Annotated in this window: 26 protein-coding genes; 15 read left to right on the top strand and 11 right to left on the bottom strand. The window is 70.5% G+C overall.

Annotated features, from left to right (window positions below):
- Window positions 1-118: 118 nt before the first annotated feature.
- The 4 genes from BHU06_RS15665 to BHU06_RS15650 all read right to left on the bottom strand — a co-directional run bounded on the left by BHU06_RS15665 (window position 119) and on the right by BHU06_RS15650 (window position 4,285).
- Window positions 119-811: a response regulator transcription factor gene (locus BHU06_RS15665; RefSeq protein ID WP_070400147.1), complete on the bottom strand. Its 693-nt coding sequence runs from the start codon at window positions 809-811 to the stop codon at window positions 119-121.
- Window positions 808-2,019: a PAS domain S-box protein gene (locus tag BHU06_RS15660; protein ID WP_070400146.1), complete on the bottom strand. Its 1,212-nt coding sequence runs from the start codon at window positions 2,017-2,019 to the stop codon at window positions 808-810. Before BHU06_RS15660 ends, BHU06_RS15665 begins: the two co-directional genes overlap by 4 nt.
- Window positions 2,020-2,074: 55 nt before the next feature.
- Entirely contained in the window at window positions 2,075-3,025 is a 951-nt protein-coding gene (locus BHU06_RS15655; protein WP_070400145.1) for a TerC family protein, read from the bottom strand.
- Between the two features lie 216 nt (window positions 3,026-3,241).
- Complete coding sequence (locus BHU06_RS15650; protein WP_070400144.1) at window positions 3,242-4,285, bottom strand: homocysteine S-methyltransferase family protein; 1,044 nt, start codon at window positions 4,283-4,285, stop codon at window positions 3,242-3,244.
- A 71-nt stretch (window positions 4,286-4,356) separates the two neighbouring features.
- On the opposite strand from BHU06_RS15650, the gene BHU06_RS15645 reads away from it, so the two are divergent.
- The 3 genes from BHU06_RS15645 (at window position 4,357) to BHU06_RS15635 (ending at window position 7,284) form a co-directional block, all read left to right on the top strand.
- Window positions 4,357-4,776, top strand: a complete 420-nt coding sequence (locus BHU06_RS15645; protein WP_070400143.1) for a rhodanese-like domain-containing protein — start codon at window positions 4,357-4,359, stop codon at window positions 4,774-4,776.
- The gene (locus BHU06_RS15640) at window positions 4,773-6,761 is read left to right on the top strand and encodes a RecQ family ATP-dependent DNA helicase (protein WP_070400142.1); all 1,989 of its coding nucleotides are present in this window, start codon (window positions 4,773-4,775) and stop codon (window positions 6,759-6,761) included. Before BHU06_RS15645 ends, BHU06_RS15640 begins: the two co-directional genes overlap by 4 nt.
- Window positions 6,762-6,939: 178 nt before the next feature.
- Window positions 6,940-7,284 (top strand): hypothetical protein, encoded by a 345-nt coding sequence (locus BHU06_RS15635; RefSeq protein ID WP_070400141.1) that lies wholly within the window; start codon window positions 6,940-6,942, stop codon window positions 7,282-7,284.
- Window positions 7,285-7,371: 87 nt separating this feature from the next.
- Here the strand turns inward: BHU06_RS15635 and BHU06_RS15630 are convergent, their stop codons facing one another.
- A complete protein-coding gene (locus BHU06_RS15630) occupies window positions 7,372-9,756 on the bottom strand; it encodes an ATP-binding protein (RefSeq protein WP_239478224.1) in 2,385 nt (794 codons plus the stop codon).
- A 151-nt stretch (window positions 9,757-9,907) separates the two neighbouring features.
- On the opposite strand from BHU06_RS15630, the gene BHU06_RS15625 reads away from it, so the two are divergent.
- The 4 genes from BHU06_RS15625 (at window position 9,908) to BHU06_RS15615 (ending at window position 13,974) form a co-directional block, all read left to right on the top strand.
- Window positions 9,908-11,107, top strand: a complete 1,200-nt coding sequence (locus tag BHU06_RS15625) for a threonine ammonia-lyase (protein ID WP_070400140.1) — start codon at window positions 9,908-9,910, stop codon at window positions 11,105-11,107.
- A 47-nt stretch (window positions 11,108-11,154) separates the two neighbouring features.
- On the top strand, window positions 11,155-11,559 hold the full coding sequence (locus tag BHU06_RS15620) for a PaaI family thioesterase (RefSeq protein WP_070400139.1): 405 nt from the start codon (window positions 11,155-11,157) through the stop codon (window positions 11,557-11,559).
- Between the two features lie 69 nt (window positions 11,560-11,628).
- Window positions 11,629-11,769, top strand: a complete 141-nt coding sequence (locus BHU06_RS22865; protein ID WP_175442869.1) for a hypothetical protein — start codon at window positions 11,629-11,631, stop codon at window positions 11,767-11,769.
- Window positions 11,770-12,117: 348 nt separating this feature from the next.
- Entirely contained in the window at window positions 12,118-13,974 is a 1,857-nt protein-coding gene (locus BHU06_RS15615) for a phosphoenolpyruvate carboxykinase (GTP) (protein ID WP_070400138.1), read from the top strand.
- Window positions 13,975-14,059: 85 nt separating this feature from the next.
- On the opposite strand, the gene BHU06_RS15610 is transcribed toward BHU06_RS15615, so the two are convergent.
- A complete protein-coding gene (locus BHU06_RS15610) occupies window positions 14,060-14,596 on the bottom strand; it encodes a hypothetical protein (RefSeq protein ID WP_070400137.1) in 537 nt (178 codons plus the stop codon).
- A gap of 120 nt (window positions 14,597-14,716) precedes the next feature.
- Between BHU06_RS15610 and BHU06_RS15605 the strand changes: the two genes are divergently transcribed.
- The 3 genes from BHU06_RS15605 (at window position 14,717) to BHU06_RS15595 (ending at window position 17,011) form a co-directional block, all read left to right on the top strand.
- Entirely contained in the window at window positions 14,717-15,694 is a 978-nt protein-coding gene (locus BHU06_RS15605) for a LysR family transcriptional regulator (protein WP_070400136.1), read from the top strand.
- A complete protein-coding gene (locus tag BHU06_RS15600) occupies window positions 15,694-16,509 on the top strand; it encodes a metallophosphoesterase (RefSeq protein ID WP_070400316.1) in 816 nt (271 codons plus the stop codon). Before BHU06_RS15605 ends, BHU06_RS15600 begins: the two co-directional genes overlap by 1 nt.
- Before the next feature lie 79 nt (window positions 16,510-16,588).
- Entirely contained in the window at window positions 16,589-17,011 is a 423-nt protein-coding gene (locus BHU06_RS15595) for a universal stress protein (RefSeq protein WP_070400135.1), read from the top strand.
- A 56-nt stretch (window positions 17,012-17,067) separates the two neighbouring features.
- On the opposite strand, the gene BHU06_RS15590 is transcribed toward BHU06_RS15595, so the two are convergent.
- Window positions 17,068-17,985: a LysR family transcriptional regulator ArgP gene (locus tag BHU06_RS15590; RefSeq protein WP_070400134.1), complete on the bottom strand. Its 918-nt coding sequence runs from the start codon at window positions 17,983-17,985 to the stop codon at window positions 17,068-17,070.
- Between the two features lie 177 nt (window positions 17,986-18,162).
- On the opposite strand from BHU06_RS15590, the gene BHU06_RS15585 reads away from it, so the two are divergent.
- Entirely contained in the window at window positions 18,163-19,509 is a 1,347-nt protein-coding gene (locus BHU06_RS15585) for a D-amino acid dehydrogenase (RefSeq protein WP_070400133.1), read from the top strand.
- On the opposite strand, the gene BHU06_RS15580 is transcribed toward BHU06_RS15585, so the two are convergent.
- The 3 genes from BHU06_RS15580 to BHU06_RS15570 are packed head-to-tail and all read right to left on the bottom strand — an operon-like array spanning window position 19,482 to window position 22,636.
- On the bottom strand, window positions 19,482-20,732 hold the full coding sequence (locus tag BHU06_RS15580; RefSeq protein WP_070400315.1) for an acyl-CoA dehydrogenase family protein: 1,251 nt from the start codon (window positions 20,730-20,732) through the stop codon (window positions 19,482-19,484). The genes BHU06_RS15585 and BHU06_RS15580 overlap by 28 nt on opposite strands.
- A gap of 39 nt (window positions 20,733-20,771) precedes the next feature.
- On the bottom strand, window positions 20,772-21,587 hold the full coding sequence (locus BHU06_RS15575; protein ID WP_070400132.1) for an alpha/beta fold hydrolase: 816 nt from the start codon (window positions 21,585-21,587) through the stop codon (window positions 20,772-20,774).
- Window positions 21,584-22,636: a peptidase M29 gene (locus tag BHU06_RS15570; RefSeq protein WP_070400131.1), complete on the bottom strand. Its 1,053-nt coding sequence runs from the start codon at window positions 22,634-22,636 to the stop codon at window positions 21,584-21,586. The genes BHU06_RS15575 and BHU06_RS15570 overlap by 4 nt, the downstream gene beginning before the upstream one ends.
- Window positions 22,637-22,710: 74 nt before the next feature.
- Here BHU06_RS15570 and BHU06_RS15565 point away from each other — a divergent pair, with 74 nt between their 5' ends.
- Genes BHU06_RS15565 through BHU06_RS15555 form a run of 3 tightly spaced genes read left to right on the top strand, consistent with a single transcriptional unit; the run spans window position 22,711 to window position 24,704 of the window.
- Entirely contained in the window at window positions 22,711-23,232 is a 522-nt protein-coding gene (locus BHU06_RS15565) for a flavin reductase family protein (RefSeq protein ID WP_070400130.1), read from the top strand.
- Entirely contained in the window at window positions 23,229-23,741 is a 513-nt protein-coding gene (locus BHU06_RS15560; protein ID WP_083293265.1) for a MarR family winged helix-turn-helix transcriptional regulator, read from the top strand. Before BHU06_RS15565 ends, BHU06_RS15560 begins: the two co-directional genes overlap by 4 nt.
- 54 nt (window positions 23,742-23,795) lie before the next feature.
- On the top strand, window positions 23,796-24,704 hold the full coding sequence (locus BHU06_RS15555; RefSeq protein ID WP_070400129.1) for a DMT family transporter: 909 nt from the start codon (window positions 23,796-23,798) through the stop codon (window positions 24,702-24,704).
- Window positions 24,705-24,716: 12 nt separating this feature from the next.
- On the opposite strand, the gene BHU06_RS15550 is transcribed toward BHU06_RS15555, so the two are convergent.
- The gene (locus BHU06_RS15550; protein ID WP_070400128.1) at window positions 24,717-25,631 is read right to left on the bottom strand and encodes a LysR family transcriptional regulator; all 915 of its coding nucleotides are present in this window, start codon (window positions 25,629-25,631) and stop codon (window positions 24,717-24,719) included.
- A gap of 97 nt (window positions 25,632-25,728) precedes the next feature.
- On the opposite strand from BHU06_RS15550, the gene BHU06_RS15545 reads away from it, so the two are divergent.
- Window positions 25,729-26,373, top strand: coding sequence for an NAD(P)-dependent oxidoreductase (locus tag BHU06_RS15545; RefSeq protein WP_070400127.1), 645 nt, complete (start codon window positions 25,729-25,731; stop codon window positions 26,371-26,373).
- Window positions 26,374-26,575 lie beyond the last annotated feature (202 nt).

Raw genomic sequence — 26,575 nt, 5'->3', positions numbered from 1 at the left:
GGGAGATGCGCGGTGGATTGCAAGCCGCGGGCCAGTGGCCGTGCCACGGCGGATGCGCGCGCGATTTCGCGGGCGCTGCGGCGACGCGGCGTAGGGCCAGCCCTACACAGGCGCCGCCTCAGGCGCCGGAACGCTGCCTTTCGGCGTACAGCGCCAGCTCGACGTCGTTCTTGGCGCCGGTCTTTTCGAGGACACGCGCCCGGTAGGTGCTCACCGTGTTCGAGGCCAGGCCCAACCGCGCACCAATTTCGCTCACGGTCAGGCCTTGCGTGAGCAGGCGGTACACCTGGTGCTCGCGGTGCGAGAGCGCCTCGGGGCCGGCCTGCGCGCCGCCGCTGCCCACGGCGGCGGCCAGGGCCTCGGCCGTGGCGGGTGTGAGGTAGCGGCCGCCGCCCGCGCACTTGCGCACCGCCAGCAGCATGTCGTCGGGGTCGGCGCCCTTGTTGAGGTAGCCGCAGGCGCCCAGGCGGATGCAGCGCACCGCGTACTGCTTCTCGGGATAGGTGCTGAGCATGAGCACCGGCAGGTGCGGGTGCTCCTTGCGCAGGCGCTGCAGCACGTCCAGCCCGTCGATGCCCGGCATGGCAACGTCGAGCAGCACCAGGTCCAGGCCTTCGCTGCCGCCCAGCACACGCACCTGCGTGAGCACGTCCTCGCCGCTTTGGGCTTCGGCCACCACGCTCACGTCGGGCGCGTCGGCCAGGATCTGCTTGAGCCCTTCGCGCACGATGCGGTGGTCGTCGCCGATCAGCACGCGGATGGTGTCGGCCAGCAGATCAAAGCGGCTGGCCTCGCTGTATTGGCTGTTCATGTCACCTCCCCGGGCGTCAGCGCGATGGTGAGTTCCATGTGCGTGCCGCGGCCCAGGACGCTTTTGATCCGGATGTCGCCCCCGAAGTGCCCCGCGCGTTCGCGCATGCCCATCACGCCGTAGGCGTTGGCCGCCTCGAAGGCCTGGGGGGCGGCGCCGATGCCATCGTCGCGCACCGACAGCCGCAGCAGGCCCTTGCGGTGACGGATGCGCACGGCGATCCGACGGGCACGCGCGTGGCGGCCTACGTTGGAGAGCATTTCCTGGAAGATGCGAAAAACCGCGATGGCCAGCGGCTCGGCAGGCTCCGGCGCGCCGTCCACCGCCATGCGCCAATCGAGCGCGAGTTCGGCGCTGGCCACGAACTCCTGCGCCTGCCATTCCAGCGCGGCCCACAGGCCCTGGTGATCGAGGATGCTGGGGCGCAGGTCGGTGATGATGCGCCCGACGTTGTCGACCGCGCTTTCGATCAGCCGGCTCATGTTCTGGCATTTGCAGCGCATGCGCTCGCGCATGCCCTCGGCCTCCTCGGGCTGGCGCCGCGCCTGCTCGGACAGGCGCCTGTCCATCCAGTTCACGTCCATCTTCAAGGCCACGAGCAGGCTGCCCAGTTCGTCGTGCACTTCGCGCGCGATGCGCGTGCGCTCTTCCTCGCGCACGGCCTCGCTGCGCGCGGCCAGCTCGCGCACCTGGCGCAGCGCGGTCTCCAGCGCGCGGGTGCGCTCGCGCACCCGCTGCTCCAGTTGCTCCTTGGCGCCGCGCAGGGCGTCGGCGGCGCGGCGCCGCTCGGTGATGTCGATGAACGTGACCACGGCGCCGCGCACCTGGCCGCCGTCCACGATGGGGTGGCTGCTGTACTCCACCGCAAAGGCGCTGCCGTCGCGTCGCCAGAACACCTCGGCGTCGATGCGGCAAGGCTCGCCCGCGCGAAAGGCGTTGAAGATCGGGCAGTCCTCCACCGGATAGGGCGCACCGTTCGCGTGCGAGTGGTGGGTGAGCGCGTGCATGTTGCGGCCCAGCAGCTCGACGGGCTCGTAGCCGATCATGCGAGCGCCGGCGTGATTGATGAACACGCACAGGCCGTCCAGGTCGACGCCGAAAACGCCCTCGCCCGTGCTGGCCAGCAGCAGGCCCAGGGGGTCGCGCCAGGCCGCCGTGGACGGGGCCACGGCGGCGCTGATCAGTTCGGGAAAGTCCGCGGGCGGCATGGCACGGGCAAGAGCAAGGCCTGTGCCATGTTGGTGCGCCACCGGGCGCGGGCGCTCAGGTGTTCGGCGCCGTCTTGGCGCTCCAGACCATGGTGATGGCCAGGATGCCCACCACCACCGCCAGCGACACCGCCACCGGGATCTTGAAAACGTCGATCAGCATCATCTTGGTGCCGATGAAGACCAGGATGACCGCCAGGCCGTAGTTCAGCAGGTGGAACTTGCCGGCCACGGCCTGCAGCAGGAAGAACATGGCGCGCAGGCCCAGGATGGCGAACACGTTGCTGGTGAGCACGATGAAGGGGTCGCGCGTGATGGCGAAGATGGCCGGGATGGAGTCCACGGCGAAGATCACGTCGGTCACGCCCACCAGGGCGATCACCATCAGCAGCGGCGTGGCGATGCGCTTGCCGTTCTCGACGGTGAAGAACTTTTCGCCGTCGTAGTCCTGGCTCACGGGCATGAGGCGGCGCAGCAGCTTGAGCGCGGGGTTGTCGTCCAGCGCGGGCTCCTTGCCGGCGGCCCACCACATCTTCACGCCGGTGAGCACCAGGAAGGCGCCGAACACATAGAGGATCCAGTGGAACTGCGCCAGCAGCCAGCCGCCGACCAGGATCATCACCGTGCGCAGCGCGATGGCGCCCAGGATGCCGAGCATGAGCACGCGCTTCTGGTACGCGGCCGGCACCGCGAAGTAGCTGAAGATCAGCAGGAAGACGAAGATGTTGTCGACCGCCAGGCTCTTCTCGATCAGGTAGCCGGTCAGGAACTCCAGCGACTTCTCGTTGGCGAGCGCGGTGGAGCCGCTGCTGTCCTTGATGGCCCACCAGAGCAGGCCGTTGAAGACGAAGCTCAGCGCGATCCAGGCGAGCGACCAGTTGAGCGCCTCCTTGACGCCCACGGCCTGGGCGCCCTGCTTCTTCAGCAGGACGAAATCGACGAACAGGGCCGCCACGACGAACGCGACGAAAACCCCCCACAGCCACAGCGGGGCAATGCTTTCCATGAAAGACCTCGGTTTGGTGTTGACGAACACCCCAAGGTCTGGTCGCGGGCCACCGTCGGTGGCCTGGGCGTTCCCGGCGGCCTTTCGGGCCGCGAATTGACGAGAACGCCGCGCCGCCGATGCCTCGCTGTGCGCGGGGTGGCGGGCCGATTACTCCCCTTGAAGGGAAGCCGGATTGTCGACCGGCCGGGCAATTCCCGGCAAGCCGTCGGGTATTCAGGCCGTTTCGGCGTAGAAGGCGGCGCGGTGGCGCGGCGCCAGCGGCGAGACCGCGCGGCCGATGGCGGCGATGTGGTCCGGCGTGGTGCCGCAGCAGCCGCCCACGATGTTGACCAGGCCCTCGGCGGCGAACTCGTGCAGCAGGCGGCTGGTGACCTCGGGCGTCTCGTCGAAGCCGGTGTCGCTCATGGGGTTGGGCAGGCCGGCGTTGGGGTAGCAGCTGATGTAGGTATCGCCCGCGACCTTGGCGAGCTCCTGGATGTAGGGCCGCATGAGGGCCGCGCCCAGCGCGCAGTTCAGGCCCACGGCCAGGGGCTGCAGGTGGCGCACGCTGGCCCAGAAGGCGCTGACGGTCTGGCCGCTGAGGATGCGCCCCGAGGCGTCGGTGACGGTGCCGCTGATGATGAGGGGCAGGCGCTCGCCCGTGGCCTCGAAGACCTCGTCGATGGCGAACAGCGCGGCCTTCGCGTTGAGGGTGTCGAAGATGGTTTCGACCAGCAGCACGTCGGCGCCGCCCTCCAGCAGGCCCTCGACCTGCTCGCGGTAAGCCGCGCGCAGCTGCTCGAACGTGACATTGCGCGCGCCGGCGTCGTTCACGTCGGGGCTGATGCTGGCGGTCTTGGGCGTGGGGCCCAGGGCGCCAGCAACGAAGCGCGGCTTGTCGGGCGTGCTGAACTTGTCGCAGGCCGCGCGCGCCAGCCGGGCCGAGGCGACGTTCATCTCGCGCGCGAGGCCCGCCATGTCGTAGTCGTCCTGCGCGATGCTGGTGGCGCCGAAGGTGTTGGTCTCGATCAGGTCGGCACCCGCGGCGAGGTAGCCCTCGTGGATGTCGCGGATGACGTCGGGCCGGGTCAGGCTGAGCAGCTCGTTGTTGCCCTTGACATCCTTGTGGAAGTCCTTGAAGCGCTCGCCCCGGTACTGGGCTTCGTCCAGCTTGAAGCGCTGGATCATGGTGCCCATGGCGCCGTCGAGGATGGCGATGCGCTGCTCGAGGATGGCCGGCAGGGCCTGGGCACGGGTGAAAGCGGGGGACTTGTCCATCGGGGCATTGTATGAAGCGCTCCCCACCCCCACACAGGGCAAGGGCGTGGCATGGCCGACAATACGCGCCCATGAAACACCTGTCCCCCCAGGAAGCCTGGACCTGGCTCCAGGCCGAAACCGCGCGCCGCGCCGCGCTGGGCCAGGACCCGCCGCTGTTCGTGGACGTGCGCATGGAGATCGAATCGCTCTACGTGGGCCGCCCGCCCGGTGTCGAGAACATCCCCTGGTACGAATACCCCGACCTCACGCCCGATCCGGCGCGCTTCGCCGAGGCCGTGGCCCGCGAGGCCGGCGACAAGGCGCGGCCGATCCTGCTGATCTGCCGCAGCGGCAAGCGCACGCTGGACGCCGGCAAGGCGCTGGAGGCCGCGGGCTTCAGCGAGGTCGCCCACGTGCTGCACGGCTTCGAGGGCGAGCTCAACGAACACTTCAAGCGCTCCACCGTGAACGGCTGGCGCCACGACGGGCTGCCGTGGGAACAGATGTGATCGACGTCGCCGCCGGCGCCGAGACGCTGGAGGCCTGCGTCGAGGTGCTGCAGTCGGTCTTCGGCTACGAGGCCTTCCGCGGCCCGCAGGCGCAGATCGTCAGCCACGTCAGCGAGGGCGGCGACGCCCTGGTCCTGATGCCCACCGGTGGCGGCAAGTCGCTGTGCTACCAGATACCAGCCATCGTGCGCGCCCAGGGCGGGCACGGTGTGGCGGTGGTGGTGTCGCCGCTGATCGCGCTGATGCACGACCAGGTGGGCGCGCTAACCGAGGCCGGCGTGAGTGCGGCCTACCTCAACAGCAGCCTCTCGCTGGAGGAGGCCCAGCGCATCGAACAGCAGCTGCGCCGCGGCGACCTCACCCTGCTCTACGTGGCGCCCGAGCGGCTGCTCACCGCGCGCTGCCAGGCCATGCTGGAGAGCCTGCACGCGCAGGGCCGGCTGTCGCTGTTCGCCATCGACGAGGCGCACTGCGTGAGCCAGTGGGGCCATGACTTCCGCCCCGAATACCGCGAGCTCGCGGTGCTGCCCGAGCGCTTCGCCGGCGTGCCGCGCATCGCGCTCACCGCCACGGCCGACGCGCTCACGCGCGCCGACATCGTGGAGCGCCTGCAGCTGCAGGACGCGCGCACCTTCATCAGCAGTTTCGACCGCCCCAACATCCGCTACCAGCTGGTCGAGAAGAAGGACGCCACGGCCCAGCTGCAGCGTTTCATCCGCGACGAGCACAGCAACGCCCAGGGCCACGACGCGGGCGTGGTGTACTGCCAGTCGCGCCGCCGCGTGGAAGAAGTGGCGGCCATGCTGCAGCAGGCCGGCTTCAAGGCCCTGCCCTACCACGCCGGCCTGGACGCCGCCGTGCGCCAGCAGCACCAGGACCGCTTCCTGCGCGAAGAGGGCCTGATCATGGTGGCCACCATCGCCTTCGGCATGGGCATCGACAAGCCCGACGTGCGCTTCGTGGCCCACCTGGACATGCCCAAGAACATCGAGGGCTACTACCAGGAGACCGGCCGCGCGGGCCGCGACGGCGAACCCGCCAACGCGTGGATGGCCTATGGCCTGCAGGACGTGGTGAACCAGCGCCGCATGATCGACGACAGCCCGGCGCCCGACGAATTCAAGCAGGTGCTGCGCGGCAAGCTCGACGCCCTGCTCGCCCTGGCCGAGGCCAGCGACTGCCGCCGCGTGCGCCTGCTCGCCTACTTTGGCGAGACCTACCAAGGACCGCACGCCGGTTTCGCCGCCGGGCCGCCCCAAGGCGAAACGCCTCCCCATCGGGGGGGCAGCGACCCGCGCAGCGGCGCAGCGTGGGGGGTCATGTGTGGCAATTGCGACAACTGCCTCAACCCGCCCGAGCTGTTCGATGCCACCGAGCCCGCGCGCAAGCTGCTGTCGTGCATCTACCGCGTGCAGCAGGCCAGCGGCCACGGCTATGGCGCGGGCCACATCATGGACATCCTGCGCGGCAAGGCCACCGAGAAGGTCGAGGCCAACGGCCATCAGCGGCTCAGCACCTTCGGCATCGGCGCCGACTGGAGCGAGACGCAGTGGCGCGCGCTGCTGCGCCAGCTGATCGCCATCGAGGCGGTGCGCGTGGACGACGCGCCCTACAACACCCTGCACCTGGCCGACGGCGCGCGCGCCATCCTCAAGGGCGAGGGCGAGGTGCGCCTGCGCATCCAGGCCGAACGCGCGCCCTCGCGCTCGCGCAGCGCGCGCGCCAAACCGCCGGTGGGCGACGACGGCACGCCGCTGAGCCTGGCCGAGCGCGACTGCCTGGAGGCGCTCAAGGCCTGGCGCGCCGGCGTGGCCAAGGAGCACAACCTGCCCGCGTATGTGATTTTTCACGACGCGACCCTGCGCGCCATCGCCCAGCGCCGGCCCACCGACGTGACCGACCTGGACGGCATCAGCGGCATCGGCCTCAAAAAGCGCGCGGCCTACGGCGACGCGGTCATCCAGGTGGTGAGTGCTTTTCTCTGAGCCCTCAAGTCCTGCGGGCCCCAGCCGAAAACCATCGGGTGACAGTGCCGACCGCCCGTCGGCCAACCGTCTGTCGCACGTGATGCGCCGCTCAAGCCGACGGCCCTCATGCCGATGTTCCATGCAAGGGGCGGCCTCCGCTCCACGGTCTCAACGAATCGATTGCACGGAGCGCGTCATGTTTTTCCGCCTGCCCTGGCTGTCCAAGCGAAGGGCCCCCAGCTACCACGACACCCTGGCCCTGGACCTGGACTATGTCGTCGATGAATTCCACTCGGCCATGGCCGACATCCAGGACCCCCTGCGCGTGCGCTTGCACGCCGCCCTGATGAACTGCCGCACCCCGCGCGACTTGTGGTTCCTGCGCGGCAAGCTGTTCAACCTGATCTGCAAGCACCACCACGAGGGCGAGGCCAACAAGCGCGTGGGCCGCCTGGACGCCAAGCTGCGCTACTTCGTGGACAACCACCCCGACTACTCGGCGGACGAGGTGCCGAGCCGCCCCATGGGCCTGTTGCACTGACCTCTGCCGCCGCGCCCCTGGGGTAACCCCGGGCACGCGAAACAAAAGGCCACCTTCGGGTGGCCTTTTGTTTGGGGCGGGAGAACTTCAGTGCACGAAACCCATGCCGCGCGCCTCGCGCACCTCGGGCTTGATGCGGTGCTCGGCCTCGAGCTGGTCCAGGAATTCGGCCGGCTCCATGGCGGCGCCCAGGATCTCGGCCTGGCGCTTGACGGCGGCGAAGTCGCCAGGGCAGAGCTGCTCCAGGCGCGCCAGGCGCTGGCGCAGGCCGTCGTCCAGGCGCTCACCATGGCCACCCAGGGCCTCGACCACGAACATGGTCTCGCGCTGCGCGCGCGTGAGCGGCTTGAAGCGGATCTTGAAGGTGAAGCGGCGCAGCGCGGCCTGGTCGATGCTGTCCATCAGGTTGGTGGTGCAGACGAAGATGCCCGCGAAGCGCTCCATGCCCTGCAGCATCTCGTTGACCTCGGTCACCTCGTAGGTGCGCTGCGCGCCGCGGCGGTCCTGCAGGAAGCTGTCGGCCTCGTCAAGCAGCAGCACCGCGTGCTCGGCCTCGGCCTCGCGGAACATGGCGGCCATGTGCTGTTCGGTCTCGCCCACGAACTTGCTCACCAGGTCGCTCGCACGCCGGACCATCAGGGGGCGGCCGAGCTGCTGGGCGATGTGCTCGGCCAGCGCCGTCTTGCCGGTGCCGGGCGCGCCGTGGAAGCACAGGCAGCCGTGGCCGCGCGCCTTGAGCGCATCGATGATGCGCGGGATGGGGTGGCGCGACTCCACGTGCAGCATGTCCAGGCTGTACTGCGTGACGCTGGGGCGCTGCAGCACGTCGGGCGCGCGGCCCAGGGCCTGGTCGGCGTGGCGCAGCTGGCGTTCGATCAGTTCGTCCAGCAGGGGCGGCGGCCCCAGGCGCGCGGCGGCCTTGCGGCCAGTGGCGCGCGCCGGCGCGGCCGCCAGTTCGGCGAAACGCACCGCCGTTCGGATCTGCGCCGGCGTCAGGCCCTTGCGTTCGGTCAGGCGGCCCACCAGGGCCTCGCTCACGGCCGCGCCTTCCAGCGTCTTGCGCACCAACTGCTCGCGCGCGCCGGGCGGCGGGCTCTTGAGTTCCAGGTGGTAGGCGAAACGGCGGCGAAAGGCCGGGTCGATCTGCTCGATGCGGTTGGTGATCCACAGCGTGGGCACGGCGTTCGACTCCAGCACCTGGTTCACCCAGGCCTTGCCGCTGACCGAATGGCTGTGCGGCGCGGCCACGTGCTCGGCGCGCGCCATGAACTGCGCGGCCTCGCTGGAGATCGGCGGGAACACGTCTTCCACCTCGTCGAACAGCAGCGCCGACTGCGCCGTGCCCTTGAGGAACACCTGGGCGATCTGCAGCGAGCGGTAGCGGTCGCGGCCCGAGAGCGCGTTGCCGTCGCGGTCGGCGTACTCGACCTCGAACAGCTCCAGGCCGGCGGCCTTGGCCACCACGCGCGCCAGTTCGGTCTTGCCGGTGCCCGGCGGACCGTAGAGCAGCACGTTGACGCCGGCCTCCTTGCGCGCCACGGCCTCGCGCAGCAGGCCGCTGAGCAGGCGCACGTCGTCGGACACGTAGTCGAAGTCGGCGGGTGCCAGCGTGGAACGCGCCGCCGGGCGCGTGAACACCGCCATGAGCTCGCTCTGCGAGCGGTACTCGCGCATCAGCACGGGCGGCAGCTTCTCGCTGACCTTCATCAGGTCGGCGAGGTCGGTGATGTTGTGCTCGGAGATGAGGTTCTCGACCATGCCGATGCGCTCGAGCCGCGAGCCCGCGCGCAGGGCCTCGCCCACTTCGCTGGCCTTGACGCCGGCCACGTCGGCGATGGCGGCGTAGGCCTCGGGCGCGTTGTTCACCTTGAACTCGACCAGGATGGAGCGCAGGTCGCGCTGGTAGCGCGCCAGCGTGCCGTACAGCAGCAGGGCGCGCTCGGCGCGGTTGAGCTGCAGCAGCCCGGCCAGGGCGTCGATGTTCTTCTCCACCAGGGTGCTCTGCTTCTTGAGCGCCTGGCTCAGCCAGTCGCCGGTGACGGCCAGCACCGAGAGCAGGTCCTTGGGCGCTTCCTTGGCGTATTCGTCCAGGTAGAAGAACAGGGTGCCTTCCTCGTACGGGCCGCGCCAGACGCCGTAGCGGTCCATGAAGGCGGCCGTGGAGAGCCTGTCGTGGCCGGCCCAGAGCTCGTTGTCGCGGCAGCGCCGCTGCAGGAACTCGCGCAGGCGCTGCAGCACGGTGTGCGGCCACACCAGGTGGCGCCCGGCCAGCGAGAGCAGGGTGTTCAGGTCGCGCCGCACGTTGAAGCGCGGCCCTTGGCGCGCCGCCAGCGTCAGCACGAAGTGCGAGCACATGAGGTCGAGCACGGGCGCCTGCTTGAGGCCGTGCGGCACGTGAAGGCGCCCTTCACCCAAGGCGCGCGCCTCGGGCGAGCGGACCGCGGGACCGGGTGACAACTGCCGTTTGCTCATGCGCAGGCTCCTGCGACAACCTCCAGCGTGACGGGGCGCCACGGTGCCGGGCCCCTGTGCGGCGGACCATAACGCAGCTTGATGCGCGATGGAAGGGCGCGATGACGGGCGTTCCGGGGCCTTTCCCACGCGGCGGCGCCACAATCGCCGGATGCTGCAAATAGATGACATCCGCGCCGCGGCGGCCCGCCTCGACGGCCAGGTCCTGCGCACGCCCTGCGTGGAATCGCGCACGCTGTCCCAGCTGACGGGCTGCCAGGTGTTCCTGAAGTTCGAGAACCTGCAGTACACGGCCTCGTTCAAGGAGCGCGGTGCGTGCAACAAGCTCGCGCAGCTCACGCCCGAGGAATCCGCGCGCGGCGTGATCGCCATGAGCGCGGGCAACCACGCCCAGGGCGTGGCCTACCACGCGCAGCGCCTGGGACTGCGCGCGGTCATCGTCATGCCGCGCTTCACGCCCGGCGTGAAGATCGAGCGCACGCGCGGCTTCGGCGCCGAGGTGGTGCTGCACGGCGACACCCTTGACGAAGCCCGCGCCCACGCGCGCCACCTGGCCGAGCAGCAGGGCCTGGTGTTCGTGCACCCCTACGACGACGAGGCCATCGCCGCCGGCCAGGGCACGGTGGGGCTGGAGATGCTGGCCGACGTGCCCGAGCTCGACACCCTGGTGGTGGCGGTCGGCGGCGGCGGGCTCATCGGCGGCATCGCCACCGCAGCCAAGGCGCTGAAGCCGGGCATCGAGGTGATCGGCGTGCAGACCGAGCGCTTCCCGGCCATGGTCAACGCCATCAAGGGCACGCGGCACCCGCAGGGCAGCAGCACCATCGCCGAAGGCATCGCGGTGGGCACCCCCGGCGAGATCAACCTGCCCCTGGTGCGCGAGCGCGTCGACGACCTGCTGCTGGTCGACGAAGGCGACATCGAGCAGGCCATCGTGATGCTGCTGGAGATCGAAAAAACCCTGGTGGAGGGCGCGGGCGCCGCCGGCCTGGCGGCCCTGCTCAAGCACCCCCAGCGCTTCGCGGGGCGCCGCGTGGGCCTGGTGCTCAGCGGCGGCAACATCGACCCGATGCTGCTGGCCTCCATCATCGAGCGTGGCATGGTGCGCGCCGGCCGGCTGGCGCGCATCGCCGTGAACGCGCGCGACGTGCCCGGCAACCTGGCCCGCATCACGGCCCTGGTGGCCGAAGCGGGCGCCAACATCGACGAGGTGCACCACCAGCGCGCCTTCACCCTGCTGGCGGCCCAGAACGTGGAGATCGAACTGGTGCTGCAGACGCGCGGGCGCGAGCACGTGAATCAGGTGATCGACGCGCTCAACGCCGCCGGCTTCGGCGCCCACGAGCAGTAAAGCGCGCGACGTCCGGCGCCGGGCGCGCCTCCCCATAATCGCGCGCCATGGACAACAGCACCCTGCAGGCCGCCCTGGCCGAGTACTTCGCCCCCTGGGTCCAGGCCCTGGGCCTGGTGGTCCACGGCAGCGCCGAAGGCGCCGTCACCCTGCGCCTGCCGCAGAGCGACCAGTTCAGCCGCGTGGGCGGCATGCTCTGCGGCCAGGCCATGATGGCCGCCGCCGACACCGCCATGGTGCTGGCGCTGATCCGCCAGTTCGGCGAGTTCCGGCCCTGCACCACGGTGCAGATGAACACCAGCTTCCTCAAGCCCCTGTCCGGGCAGGACGCCCTGGTCGAGGCGCGCGTGATCCGCGCCGGCAAGAGCCTGGCCTTCGGCGAGATCGACATCCGCGGCGCCGCCGACGGCAAGAGCGTGTGCCGTGCCACGACCACCTACGCGCTGCTGTAGGGTCTGCCGGGGGGCAAGGGCCCTCTTGGCCTAAAATCGCGTGTTTTAGAGACCAGACCGGAGCGTTTCATGGCCCACCAAGAACACCACACCCCCGAGCACACCGACGACGTGGTCGAGGCCATCACCCCGCTGATGCCCATCGTGCTGCCCCTCGCTGGCGGCGTGCTGATGTTCCTGCTGGCCTTCATCGCCGTGTTCATGGCCTGAAACCGCCTGTCGGGCACCGGGCCGGCCCGCCACGGGGGGCCGGCTTTTTTGTGGGCGCCGGCGCCTGGGTCCGCCGAAAACGCCGTCAATTGCATCACGTCATGCGGGTTTTGCATGTAACCCGTTAGTAACCCTGTGGGGTAAATCCTAAAATCGACCCAGTCGTCGATTGACGCCCCTCCCCGCGAGGCCACCGCCCCGCTGGCCGCCCGGGCTGCCGCCATCCACCGATGGGCAGCCGGCGCAGTCGACCCGAATTTGCTCGCCCAGATCCCCACGCCGACAGCCGCTGCCCGCGGCTGTCCCCGTCTTGGGCGACCGCCGGTTATCAAACTCTGGAGTCACTCGATGAACTCTCCCGTGATGCAGGGCCTGGCCCTCAACACCCCCTCCTACGTCAAACACGCCCGCCTGATCGCCTGGGTCGCCGACATGGCCGCCCTGTGCAAGCCGGACACCATCGTCTGGTGCGACGGCAGTGACGAGGAATACAACCGCCTGTGCCAGGGCCTGGTGGACGCCGGTACCTTCAAGCGGCTGAACCCGGCCAAACGCCCGAACAGCTACCTGGCGTGCTCTGATCCCTCGGACGTGGCGCGCGTGGAAGACCGCACCTTCATCTGCAGCGAGCGCCAGGAAGACGCCGGCCCCACCAACAACTGGAAAGCCCCGGCCGAGATGCGCGCCACCCTGCAGCCGCTGTTCGACGGCTGCATGCGCGGGCGCACCATGTACGTGGTGCCCTTCAGCATGGGCCCGCTGGGCAGCCCGATCGCCCACATCGGCGTGGAGCTGTCCGACAGCGCTTACGTGGCCGTGAACATGAAGCTCATGACCCGCATGGGCAAGGCCGTGTTCGATGTGCTGGGCACCGACGGCGACTTCGTGCCCTGCGTGCACACCGTGGGCGCGCCGCTCAAGGCCGGCGAGAAGGACCACACGTCCTGGCCCTGCAACCCCACCGTCAAGTACATCGTCCACTACCCCGAAACGCGCGAGATTTGGAGCTATGGCTCCGGCTACGGCGGCAACGCGCTGCTGGGCAAGAAGTGCTTCGCGCTGCGCATCGCCTCGACCATGGGCCGCCAGCAGGGCTGGCTGGCCGAGCACATGCTGATCCTGGGCGTGACCAACCCGCAGGGCAAGAAATACCACGTGGCGGCCGCCTTCCCCAGCGCCTGCGGCAAGACCAACTTCGCCATGCTGATCCCGCCCAAGGGCTTCGAAGGCTGGACCGTCACCACCATCGGCGACGACATCGCCTGGATCAAGCCCGGCGCGGATGGCCGCCTCTATGCCATCAACCCCGAGGCAGGCTACTTCGGCGTCGCCCCCGGCACCAACACGGCCACCAACCCCAACTGCATGGCCAGCCTGAACAAGGACGTGATCTTCACCAACGTGGCGCTCACCGACGACGGCGACGTGTGGTGGGAAGGCATGGGCCCGGCGCCCGAGCACGCCATCGACTGGCAGGGCAAGGACTGGACGCCGCAGACCGCCAAGGAAACCGGCGCCAAGGCCGCCCACCCGAACGCGCGCTTCACCGTGGCCGCCACCAACAACCCCGCGCTGGACGCCGCCTGGGACGACCCCAAGGGCGTGGCCATCGACGCCTTCATCTTCGGCGGCCGCCGCAGCACCACGGTGCCGCTGGTGACGCAGGCGCGCGACTGGACGGAAGGCGTCTACATGGCCGCCACCATGGGCTCGGAGACCACCGCCGCGGCCTTCGGCGCGCAGGGTGTGGTGCGCCGCGACCCCTTCGCCATGCTGCCCTTCACCGGCTACAACATGAGCGACTACTTCCAGCACTGGCTGAACCTGGGCGCGCAGCTGCAAGCCCGGGGCGCCCAGCTGCCGGGCATCTTCTGCGTCAACTGGTTCCGCAAGGACGAGAACGGCAAGTTCGTCTGGCCGGGCTTCGGCGAGAACATGCGCGTGCTCAAGTGGATGATCGACCGCCTGGAAGGCCAGGGCCAGGGCGTGGAGCACGCCTTCGGCGTCTCGCCGCGCTACGAGGACCTGCACTGGAACGGCCTGGACTTCAGCGCCGAGCAGTACCGCACCGTCACCGCCATCGACAAGGCCGCCTGGGTGCAAGAACTCAAGCTGCACGATGAGCTCTTCCAGCAGCTGGCCTACCACCTGCCGCGCGAGCTGACGGACACCAAGGCGCGCATCGAGCAACGCCTGGCGGCCTGAGCACCATCCCGGCCGATCGACCATCCGATCGGCCACAAAGAAAAAGCCACCCCGCGGGGTGGCTTTTTGCTGGGCGCGTGACAGCTCAGATGAAGTGCAGCTTGGCGTAGCGGGCGCGGCTGGCGGCCAGGCGCTCCCAGTAACTGGCCTGCGGCGCCGCGGCGGCCTTGGCGGTTTCCGGCAGGCCCAGGGGGGCGAGCGCTTCGACGAAGTCAGTGGCGGTCGGCTCCTGCTCGGCGCGGTCGCGGGCGGCCATCAGGTCTCTCATCAGGCGCGGGTCGTGGCGGGCCATTTCCCACAGGCGCATGTCGGCGCGGGCCTCGGCCAGCGAACGCGACCAGTCGTCGAGCGCGGCCACGGCGCGGCGCGCCACGCGGCGGGCGCTGTCGGCGAACAGGGCCAGGCCGGCGAAGACCAGGGCCCAGAGCAGCACCCAGGCCAGCATCAGGTGGCCGTCGGCCCAGGTGTCGATCAGCTGATCGGCCACGACGATCAGCGTGGCGATGGCGGCGGCGAGCAGCAGGGCGCTCAGGCCGCGGGCGCCTTCGGACGCGGGGGCGGCGGTGGGGGTGTCTGCGCGCAGGGCAGCGGACAGCGAGGGGGCGGTGAGAACGGTGCTCATGGCGAACTCCTGAAAACCACGTCTTGTGGACGAAACGAACTCTTGTGGACAGGGGGAATATAGGGTTAACCCGTATATCTCGCCACTTTATTCTGATGATGTATACCATTCACGGCATATATGATTTCACCCAACTTCCGCACCTTCGATCTGAACCTGCTGCGCGTCTTCGACGAGGTGATGGCCGAGCGCAACCTGACCCGGGCGGCGCACAACCTGGCCATGACGCAACCGGCGGTGAGCAACGCCCTGCGTCGCCTGCGCGAGCTGCTGGGCGACGAGCTGGTTCGGCGGGCGGGCTTCGGCGTCGAACCCACCCCCACCGCCCTGGCCCTGTGGCCAGCGGTGCGCGAGGCCCTGAACCTGCTGCGCGGCGCGCTGGCACCCGGCGCCTTCGACCCCGCCGCGGCCACCAGCACCTTTCAACTCGCCATGGCCGACGCCACCTCGGCCAAGCTGATCCCCAGCCTGATCGACATCTTCGAGCGCGAGGCGCCGGGCGTGAACCTGCGCGTGCTGCCCCTGACCACGCGCGACCCGCGCGAGCTGCTGGAAAGCGGCGCGGTGGACCTGGCGATCGGGCACTTCCCCGCCGTCATCGCCGAGCTCGGCGCGCGGCAGCAACAGGACGAACTGCCGCGCTTCGCCTTCGAACGCCTGTACGACGGCGACTACGTGGTGGTCATGCGCCGCGGCCACCCGCTGGCCGGCCAGCCGCTGTCGCTGGACACCTACTGCGCCGCGCGCCACCTGCTGGTCAGCTTCTCGGGCCGGCCCTTCGGCTTCGTCGACGAGGCCCTGGCCGCGCGCTCGCGCCAGCGCCGGGTGGTGATCACGGTCAACCAGTTCTTCACCGCCGGACGCGTGGTGGCCACCACCGACCTGCTCACCGTACTGCCGCGCCACTTCCTGTCGGCCACCGGCATGGAGGATGAACTGGCCATCAGCGAGCTGCCGCTGGCCGTGCCCGAGGTGCACGTGGACACGCTGTGGCACCGCCAGCGCCAGCACGACGCCGCCCACCGCTGGCTGCGCGAGGCGGTGTCGCGCTCGGCCGCGCGCAGCGGCCTGCAGAGCACGGACACAATCGGCCCATGATGAAGATCCAGTTGCTGAGCGACCTGCACCTCGAGGCCAACCGCGATTTCCTGCCCCAACCCGCCCCCGGCGCCGACCTGCTGGTGCTGGCCGGCGACGTGGGCTCCTACCAGCGGCGGCGCGACGGCAGCGCCATGCCCGAGCCCGACTGGGGCCTGCGCCGCTTCGCCGACTGGCCGGTGCCGGTGCTCTACCTCCCCGGCAACCACGAGTACGACGCGCTCGATGTCGACGAGGCCCACGCCGCCCTGCGCGCCACCTGCGAGCGCCTGGGCCTGCGCTGGCTGGAGCGCGAGACCTGGGTCTGGCGCGGCGTGCGCTTCGTCGGCACCACGCTGTGGAGCGACTACGACGCCATCCGCCCGCCCGGCAGCGAGCCGCTGCTGCAGCGCGAGAAAGCCTTTCGCGCCGCCGACCACTACCTGCGCCAGATGGCCGGCCGGCGCCACGGCCGCCTGTTCGACGCCGCCGCCATGCGCGAGCTCGGCCTGGAGTGCCAGGCCTGGCTGCGCGAGGCACTGGCCGAGCCCTTCGACGGCCCCACGGTGGCCATCACCCATTTCGCGCCCACGCTGCACAGCGCCGACCCGCGCTATGGCCTCACGCCCGGCACGGCCGGCTTCTGCAACGCGCTCGACGACCTGCTCCCGATGGCCGACCTCTGGCTGCACGGCCACCTGCACTGCCCCACCGACGTGCGCGTGGGCCGCTGCCGCATCCGCGCCAACCCCCTGGGCTACCGCGAGAAGCAGGAACAACTCGCCTTCGATCCGGTCTGCCTGGTCGACGTGGCGCCGCAAACCCGCCCCGTTTGATCCGGCGCAAAGCCGCGGCCCGATGGGGCCCGTACACTCGGCCCGTCAATCACCACAGCGAACCCCAAGGAGAACCGCGATGAAGATCCTGCTGGCCGTCGATGGCAGTGAGTACACCAAGAAGATGCTCGCCTACCTGACCACCCACGACGAGCTGTTCAGCGCCGACAACGACTTCAGCGCGATCACGGTCCAGTCGCCGCTGCCCCCGCGGGCGCGCGCCGCCGTCGGCGCCGACGTGGCGAACCAGTACTACGAAGAAGAAGCGGCCAAGATCACCGGTCCGGTGAACAAATTCCTGCAGCGCCACGGCATCACGGCCAAGCTGCTGCACAAGACCGGTTCGGCCGGCGAGGTCATCGCCAAGACGGCCAACTCGGGCAAGTTCGACATGGTCATCATGGGCTCGCACGGCCACGGCGCGCTGGGCAACCTGGTGCTGGGCTCGGTGGCCACCAAGGTGCTGGCCCATTGCTCGGCGCCGGTGCTGATCGTGCGCTGATCCGCCGCGCGATCGATCCCAAGGAGCCGCCCTCGGGCGGCTTTTTCACGCCCGCCTCAAGCCGGTGGGCGCAGGCTCTGGGCGGCGGCCGCGCGCAGGGCCGCGCTCAGGGCGTCGAGCACATCGGAACTGAGGTTCCAGCAATGCCAGTGCAGCGCCACGCCCAGGCGGTGCTTGGGCGCCACGTCCACCAGCTCACCGCGCTCGATGAGCTCGCGCACCAACAGCCAGGGCACCACACTCACGCCCCAGCCCGCCAGCACCGCGCGCACCTGCCCCTCGCTGGAAGGCACGAAGCGCTGCTTGAGCAGCACGCGCTGCAGCCCGAAGGCCTCGGACACGAAGGCGTGCTGCAGGTGGTCCTTGCGGTTGAAGGCAATGAAGGGCAGGCGGTGGAAATTCTGCGTGTTCAGCCCGCGCGGGCAGTGCTCGCGCGCGAAGCCCGGCTGGGCGATCAGCACGTAGTCCATCACGCCCAGCGGCTCCATCCGGCAGCCCCGCAGCGCCTGGCCCAGCGAGGTGACGCAGCCCAGCACCTGGCCCTCGCGCAGCCACTCGTGGGTGAACTCCTGGTCGTCGGTGATGATCTCGATCGGCAGGCCTTCGCGCGCGAGCCCGTCCAGCGCGGGCAGCGCCCAGGTGGCGATGCTGTCGGCGTTGATGGCCACCGAGATGCGCTCCTCGCCGCGGGCGGTGGCGGCGCTGCTGGGCGCCAGCTCCTTCAGGTCCTTGTCCAGGTCGGCGCGCAGCAGCCGCATCATCTTGGCGTGCTTGATCATGAGCTGCCCGGCCGGCGTGGGCTTGAGGGGGCGGCTGCGCACGATCAGCACCGTGCCCACCTGCGCTTCCAGGGCGCGCAGGCGCTGCGACACGGCCGACTGCGTGATCGACAGCCGCTGGGCGGCGCGCTCGAAGCCGCCCTCCTCCACGATGGCGGCCAGGCATTCCAGGGCGTCGGGGTCGAAGGTGCTCATCAAAGGCCTCCGCGCAATGCGCGTCGATGCGAGCCCCTTCGGGCGGTCGGGCGGGGCTCTGGGTGCGATCTTGTATCAGTCAAACTGATGAACTCGATTTTGCTTGAATCTCGCTTCACCTGAATCGGCGATTTCCCGACACTGCCGGGGTCAGCGATCCGCTGTTCGGAGAAAGCCATGAAAGTCACCGTTCTGGGCGCCGGCATCATCGGCGTGAGCACCGCCTGGCACCTGCTGCAGCGCGGGCACGAGGTCACCCTGGTGGACCGCCAGCCCGACGCCGCGCTGGAGACCAGCTTCGCCAACGCAGCGCAGATCTCGGTGAGCTACTGCGAACCCTGGGCCAACCGCGAAGCGCCGCTGAAGGCGCTGAAGTGGATGTTCTCGCCCACCTCGCCGCTGCTGTTCCGCCCGCAACTGGACCCGGCGCAGTGGCGCTGGGGCCTGCAGTTCCTGGCCCAGTGCAACGACGCGGCCTTCGAGCGCAACGTGGCCCAGCTGGTGGCCCTGGGCTCGTACAGCCACGCGGCGCTCAAGGACGTGGTGCGCGAGACCGGCATTGAGTACCAGCGCCTGGAGCGCGGCATCGCGCACTACTACGTGGACCAGAAGTCCTTCGAGGGCGCGGCCGCGGCGGCCGAGCTGATGGCGCGCTTCGGCGTGAAACGCCGCGTGGTCTCGCGCGAGGAGCTGCTGCGCATCGAGCCCGCGCTGTCGTCCTTTGCCGATCGCATCGTCGGCGGCACCTTCACCGAGAGCGACGAGTCGGGCGACGCGCGGGTCTTCACGCAACAGCTCGCCGCCCTGTGCGCCGCGCGCGGCGCCCGCCTGCTGTTCAACCACGACATCGAACACCTGGACGCCACCGGCGGCGCGCTGAACGCCGTGCGCGTGCGCAGCCGCGCCACCGGCGTGCTCAGCGCCCTCAAGGCCGACGCGACCGTGGTGGCCTGCGGCTCGTACACGACGCCGCTGCTGGCGCGCATCGGCGTGCGCGTGCCCATCTACCCCGGCAAGGGCTACAGCGCCACGCTGCCGCTGCTCAAGCCCGACCAGGCGCCGGTCGTGAGCATGATCGACGACAGCCTGAAGATCGCGATGTCGCGCCTGGGCAATGAACTGCGCGTGGCCGGCACCATCGAGCTCGGCGGCTTCGACCTCTCGCTGGACACACCGCTGGCGCGCCAGCGCGGCGAGATGCTGGTCCGCCGTATCGAGCAGGTCTTCCCCGGCGTGGCCGACACGCGCCTGCCGGCCGAGGGCGGCAACCCGCGTTTCTGGACCGGCCTGCGCCCGGCCACACCCACCAACATCCCGCTGATCGGCCGCCTGCCGGTGAAGGGCCTGTGGATCAACGCCGGCCACGGCACCCTGGGCTGGACGCACGGCGCGGGCTCGGGCAAGGCCCTGGCCGAACTCATCAGCGGCGAACGCCCGGCCATGGCCTTCGGCTTCCATGGCATGGAGGCCGCGCGGGCGGCGCGCGGCGCGCCGGCTCAGGCGTCCTTCTCGCCCGGTTCGTAAAGCGTCTCGCGCCCCATGCGGTCGACGATGAGCTCGGCCGTCCAGGGCAGCATGAGCGAGCCGCAGCGGCTGTCGCGGTAGAGGCGCTCCAGCGGCAGGTGCTTCATCATGCTCTGGCCGCCGCAGGTGCGGATGGCCAGACGCGCGATGTCGTTGGCACCTTCCATCACCGCGTGGTGCGCGGCGTACAGGCGCAGCTTCTCGTCCTTGCCCGGGTTGGGCCGCGCCTCCTGGATGGCGCGCGAGAACAGCGCCTTCATGCCCTCCAGCTGCAGGCGCATCTGCGCCACCGCGATCTGCTTGGTGGGGTACTGGCGGCGCTTCACCGGCGGCTCGCCCTCGACCTCGCCGCGCAGGTACTTCACGGTGAAGTCGTAGGCCGCGTTGGCCAGGCCCAGGTAGGTGGGCGCGAGCGTGAAGAACATGGCCGGCCAGGTCTGCGCGCCCACGAAGTAGATGCCGCGCGGCATGAGCTGCTCGGCGTCGCTCACGAACACATCCTTGAACGTGAGGTTGCGGCTGACGGTGCCGCGCATGCCCAGTGGGTCCCAGTCGCCACTGATGGCCAGGCCCTCGCTGGTGGCGGGCACGCTGATGTACATGGTGTCGCGCGGGTCCGGGTCCTTGCCTTCCACGTCCTCGGTGCAGAGGATGCCGTAGTAGTCGGCCGCGCCCGACAGGCTGGCGAAGATCTTGCAGCCGTTGATGAGCCAGCCGCCCGCCACCTTCTTCGCCGTGGTGCCGAAAGGCGCGCGCCCGGCCGCGGCGGCCGAGCCTTCGCTGAAGGGCTGGGCGTAGACCGCGCCCTGGTCGACGATGCGCTGGAAGTGCAGCTCGCGCCGCGCGGCGTGCTCGGCGCGCTGGGTCTCGGTCATGGGGATGCCGTCGGCCAGCACGCCGGTCCACATGGTGCTGCAGATGTGCATGTTCCAGGTGAGCGCGGTGGCACCGCAGAAGCGGCCCACCTCGGCCGCGACCATCATGTAGGTGGGGTAGTCGGCGCCCAGGCCGCCGTGGTCCTTGGGCACGCACAGGCGCAGGAAGCCGGCCTCGCGCAGGTCCTCGTAGTTGGCGAAGGGGAAGCTCGCCTCGCGGTCCCACTGGGCGGCGCGCGGCGCGAACTTCTCGCGGCCCAGGCGGTTCGCCACCGTGAGCAGTTCGCGCTGCAATGGCGTGAAGGCCATGTCGCCCACGGCGGGGGTGAAGTCCAGGCCGGTGTTCAGGGGCTCGCGTTGCATGCTCGGTCTCCTTGGATGGGGTGGTCAGTGCAAGTCGCCCGCCGGCGAGGGCGCGCGCTCGGCCAGGAAGTCGAGCAGCAGGCCGTCGAAAGCCTCGGGCGCTTCCAGGTTCATGAGGTGGCCGATGCCCTTGAGCTCGGCGTAGCGCGCGTTCGGGATGGCCTCGGCCATCTGCTTCATCACCGACGGCGCGGCCACGCGGTCGAACTCGCCGCCGATGAGCAGCGTGGGCACGCGGATGTCGCGCAGCGCGGCCTGGCGGTCGAAGGTGACCAGGCAGTCCAGCGCGCGGCGGTAGGTGGCGGCGGGCACGCCGCCCATGCAGTGCTCGGCCAGGCGCAGGCCCTCGGGCAGCGCGCCGGGGCCGGCCATCTGCGGCACCAGCACCTGGGCCACCTCGGCCATGCTCTTGCCCGCGTCCAGCGGCGCGGTGCGCTGGGCGACGAACTGGCGCGCCCAGGTCTCGGCGTCGCGGCCGTCGGTGCGCTTGCCGAAGGCGGCCGAGGTGCCCGCGAGCACCAGCCGGCTGACCTTGTCGGGCCGGCGCGCGATCACCTCCTGCGCGACCATGCCGCCCATGCTGTGGCCCACCAGCACCACGCTCTCACACTGCAGGGCGTCGATGAGGTTCACGCAGCTCTGCGCCAGGCCCTTGAAGGTGTAGGGCTCGATGGGCGCGCTGTGGCCATAGCCCGGCATGTCCCAGGCGATGGCGCGGTAACCCGCGCCGGCCAGCGATTCGACCTGCGGCGCGAAGGCCAGGTGGCCGCCGCCGATGCCATGCAGCATCAGCACGGTGGCGCCGCTGCCGAGCGCGGTGAAGGTGGGCAGCGCGTTCATTCGCCCACCACCTGGCCGGCGTCGACCACCACCGTGTCGTCCAGCCAGACGGTGCAGCCACGCAGCGGGAAATCGAAGTGCCCACGCGTGTGCCGCCCGGCCACCTCGTTGGCGCCCGTGCTGTAGAGGAAGTTGCCGGCGAAGGCGCGCAGCTCGGTGCCGTTGAAGTCGCGCTTGTCGTAGAGCGCCATGCTGTCCCAGCGCGCCTTGGGATTGAGGCCATAGCCCACGTGGCTCACGGCGTAGGCCTCGGGCTCGCCCCAGGCGGCGTAGTGGCCGCGCAGCAGTTCGGCGTCGACGCCGCTGCCCTCGATGCGCGTGACCGTGTCGGCCTCGATGCGCAGCGCGATGGGGCGCTCGATGTAGCGCTTGAAGGTGAGGTTCACGTCGCCCTCGGCCAGCACCAGGGTGCCGTTGACGGTGCCGCGCGCGGGAAAGCCCAGCACCATGCCGCCCGGCCAGTGCGTGAGCGTGCCGGGCCGCGTGGTGCTGCCCCAGTTGCCACCGAGCACGGCGCCGGCGAGGTCGACGTGCAGGTCGGTGCCGGCGGCCGAGGTGACGCGCAAGCGCTTGGCGCCACGCAGGCGCTTGAGGTGCGCCTTCACGCGCGCCTCGGTGGCCTCGTCGGGCAGCAGGCGCATCAGGGCCTCGGGGTGCTCGTCGCTCACGTAGACCACGCGCGGCTGCGTCTGGCCATTGCCCTGCAGGATGGCCGGCAACTCGGGCGCGTGCATCAGGCCCTCGGCGGTGCAGTCGATCACGAGTTGGCTGCCCGCGAGCGCGGCGATCACCGGCTGCAGCTGCTGGATGGCCGGGCTGGCGCCGGTGGAGCGCTGCACCGGCGCGTCGCCGCTGAACACGGAGGGCAGCGTCAGCCGGAAGCAGCGCGCGCCCAGGCGCGCGGCCGCCAGGTGCGCCAGCTCGACCAGCACCGGCCGGCTCTGCGTTTCGCCCAGGATGGCGACCACCTCGCCCGGCTGCAGGGCGCAGCGCCTGAGCAGGGCCTCGAAGGCGTCGATCCAGGCGGGTTCGATCCGCTCCTGCAGCATCGGGTCTCCTTTTTTGTCGGGGTGGGATTCGCGGGCGGCCCATTATTCATGAAAATTCATGTAAATTGCGCCCCATGTCCCCCGCCCGTCAGGCTGGCCACGCGGCCCGCCCCCCCGATTTCTCGGCGCATGAGTTCCGCGCCTCGCTGGGCATGTTCGCCACCGGCGTGACCATCGTCACCGCGCGCGCGCCCGATGGCGCGCTCATCGGCCTCACCGCGAACTCCTTCAACTCGGTTTCGCTGTCGCCGCCGCTGGTGCTGTGGAGCCTGGCGCACCACGCGGGCTCCATGGCCTTCTTCCGCAACGGCTCGCACTACGCCATCAATGTGCTCGCGGCCGACCAGCAGGCCCTGGCCGAGCGTTTCGCGGCGCGCGGCATCGACCGCTGGAACGGCGTGGCCTTCAGCGAAGGCGGCCATGGCGCGCCGTTGCTCGACGGCGCGGCCGCCGTGTTCGAGTGCTTCAACCGCAGCCAGTACACCGAGGGCGATCACGTGATCTTCGTCGGCGAAGTGGAGCGCTGCAGCCACCGGCCCGGCGCCTCGCCGCTGCTGTTCCACGGCGGGCGCTTCTACGCGGAGCACCCGCTGTGAAGGAGCGGCGCGATCCGCCGCCGGGCCGCCCCAATACGGATCAGCCCCCCCGAGGGGCAGCGACCCGCGAGGCGGCGGAGCGTGGGGGCACACGTTTCACCGACGACTATCTGGGCTACCTGCTCGGCCAGGCCAACCACGCCCTCTTCAAGGAGTTCGACGCCCAGGTGCGCGAGGCCGGCCTGGGCTCGCTGGAGTGGCGCGTGCTGGCGGTGCTCAGCGGCGAATCGCCCATGGCCGTGGGCCAGCTGGCGCACGAGGTGCTGAGTCAGCAGCCCACCGTCACCAAGCTGCTGCAGCGCTTGGTCGCGCAGGGCTGGGTGGCCCTGCACGACGACCCCGCGGACCAGCGCCGCACGCTGGTGTCCATCACGCCCGCCGGCCAGAAGAAGGTGGCGCCGCTGCTGCGCCGCGCCCGCGCGCACGAGGCCGCCATGCTCGCCGAGTTGTCGGCCACCGAAGTGCAGCGCCTGAAGACCCAGCTCAAGCGCCTGGCGCAGCCGCGCTGAGCGCAGAACCCCTGCGACACGCGCGCCGCGCGGCGCCCCGCACAATCACCGGCCATGCCGCCCGCCACGCCCCCCGTTCGCAAGACCCACCTCGATTCCCTCGCCATCACGCTGCTGGTGGCGTGCTGCGCGTTCTGGGGTTTCCAGCAGATCCTGATCAAGGTGGCCGTGGCCGAGGTGCCACCGCTGTGGCAGGCCAGCCTGCGTTTCTGGGGCGCCACGCTGCTGCTGTGGCTGTGGTGCCGCGCGCGCGGCGTGCCGCTGTTCCAGCGCGACAGCACGCTCAAGGCCGGCCTGCTGGCGGGCCTGCTGTTCGCGGGCGAGTTCAGCTTCATCTACCTGGGCCTGCAGCTCACCTCGGCCTCGCGGCTCACGGTGTTCCTCTACACCAGCCCCTTCGTGGTGGCTCTGCTGCTGCCGCGCGTGGTGCCCAGCGAGAGGCTGCGCCGCGTGCAGTGGGTGGGCCTGGTGATCGCTTTCGCGGCGGTGGTCACGGCCTTCAGCGAGGGCTTCGCGAACGGCTCGCCCGGGGCCGGCCAGTGGCGCGGCGACGCCATGGCCCTGGGCGCGGGCCTTCTCTGGGGTCTGACCACGCTGACCATCCGCGCCAGCCGGCTCGCCACGGCCAGCGCCGAGAAGACCCTGTTCTACCAGGTGGCCGTCACGGCCGCGGTGGCGCCGCTGCTGTCGCTGGCGCTGGGCGAGACCTGGGGCTGGTCCTACTCGGGCCTGGCCTGGGGCTCGATCGCGCTGCAGACGGCGGTGGGCGCCTTCGCCAGCTACCTGGCCTGGATGTGGATGCTGCGCCACTACCCGGCCACGCAGATCAGCACCTTCACCTTCCTCACGCCGGTGTTCGCACTGGTGTTCGGCGTGCTGCTGCTGGGCGAGCCGCTCACGCTGCGGCTGATGCTGGCGCTGGGGGGCGTGGCGCTGGGCATCGTGCTGGTGAGCCGGCGCTGAAGCCGAACCGGCTCAGCCGCCGCGCGCGCCGAAGTGCGCCTGCAGCGCCTGCAGCGCGTGGCGCACCTTGGCCGGCTGCTCGTCGCGCCGCGGTGTGACGGCAAACACCGCGGCCGGCTCCAGGCGCCAGTCGGGCAGCACCGGCACCAGGCGGCCCTGGTCGAGCGCGGCGCCCACGTCGTCGCGCATGCCGACATACAGGCCCCAGCCTTCGAGCGCCAGGGCCTCCAGCACCGTCACCTGCGACGCCAGCACGCGCGGCTCCACGCTCACCTCGGCGCGCGCGCCCTGCGGCCCCTGGAACGCCAGCGCCGTCGCCGCGCCACTGCGCGGCGGCAGACCCAGCCAGTCGTGGCCGGCCAGCTCGCCGGGGTCGCGCGGCCAGCCGCGCTCGGCGAGGTAACGCGGCGCCGCGCACAGCACGCGCTGCAGCTCGCCCAGGCGGCGCGCCACCAGGGCCGAGTCGGTGAAGCGGCCCACGCGCAGCGCGAGGTCCACGCGCTCGGCGATGAGGTCGATGGGCGTGTCGTCCAGCAAGAGGTGCAGGTGCAGACGCGGATGGCGCCGCAGCGGCTCCAGGGCGCTGGCCAGCAGATCGCCGAAACCGATGGGCGCGGCCAGGCGCAGCTCGCCCTCGGGCTCGTCGCGCAGGCGCTCCAGTGCCTGATCGGCGCTGCGGGCCTGGGCGACCATGGCCGCGCAGGCCGGGTGGTAGCGCTCGCCGGCCTCGGTGAGCGTGAGCCGGCGCGTGGAACGGTGCAGCAGCACCAGACCCAGGGAGCGCTCCAGCAGGCGCAGCTGCTGGCTCACGGCGGACGGCGTGCTGCCCAGGCGGCGCGCGGCCGCGCTGATGGAGCCGCTGTCGACGATCTCGGCGAACAGGGCCATGCGGCGCAACTTGTCGGCCAGGGCCTGGGCTTCACTCATTAGATTTTCTACACAATGAATGCCGATTCTGCCGTCTGGTGGCTTTTTTGTGTAGCAAGGAGACTAACCGCCATTCACAACCCGCAGGAGTTTCCCCATGAAGATCGCCCTCATCGGTGCCACCGGTTTTGTCGGCAGCGCCGTGCTGAACGAACTGCTGTCGCGCGGCCACGCCGTGACCGCGCTGGCCCGCCACCCCGAGAAGTTCGCCGCCCGCGACGGTCTGGCGGTGGTGCGCGCCGACGTGCTGGACGCCGCCCAGGTGGCCGCCGCGGTGCGCGGCCACGACGCCATCGTCAGCGCCTACAACCCCGGCTGGAGCGAGCCGCGCATCTACGAATTGTTCGGCCAAGGCTACGACGCCATCCTGGCCGGCGCCCGACAGGCCGGCGTGAAACGCCTGCTGGCCGTGGGCGGCGCGGGCAGCCTGGAGGTGGCGCCCGGCGTGCAGCTGGTGGACACGCCCGAATTCCCCGCCGAGTGGAAACAGGGCGCGCTGGCCGCGCGCGACCTGCTCACGCGCCTGCGCGGCGACACCGCGCTGGACTGGAGCTTCCTGTCGCCGCCGATCCTGCTGGCCCCGGGCGAGCGCACGGGTCGCTACCGCGTGGGCGGCGACCAGCCGCTGCCCGGCCAGGGCGGGCAGCCCTCGGGCATCTCGGTGGCCGACCTGGCGGTGGCCATCGCGGACGAGATCGAAAAGCCGCAGCACCGGCGGCGCCGCTTCACCGTGGCGAACTGAAGCTCCACGCGTCCCCCGGCCCGGGTCGCTGCCCCCGCAGGGGCCGATCCGGCGGGGGGCGGACCGGCGCCGGATCGGCCTAGGTGTGAAGTCTCAATAGGTTGTTCATCCGTCCCGGAACTGGGAAGCTGTGGTTACCAGGCCGCAACAACTCAGGACAGGAGAACGGATGAACAGCCATAAGCATGCGCGATTGACCGCG

This window comes from Hydrogenophaga sp. PML113 (assembly GCF_001777155.1).
GTDB classification, from domain to species: domain Bacteria; phylum Pseudomonadota; class Gammaproteobacteria; order Burkholderiales; family Burkholderiaceae_C; genus Hydrogenophaga; species Hydrogenophaga borbori.
Note: the sequence above shows the minus strand (reverse complement) of the source record. Positions and strands in the feature narration are given on the sequence as shown.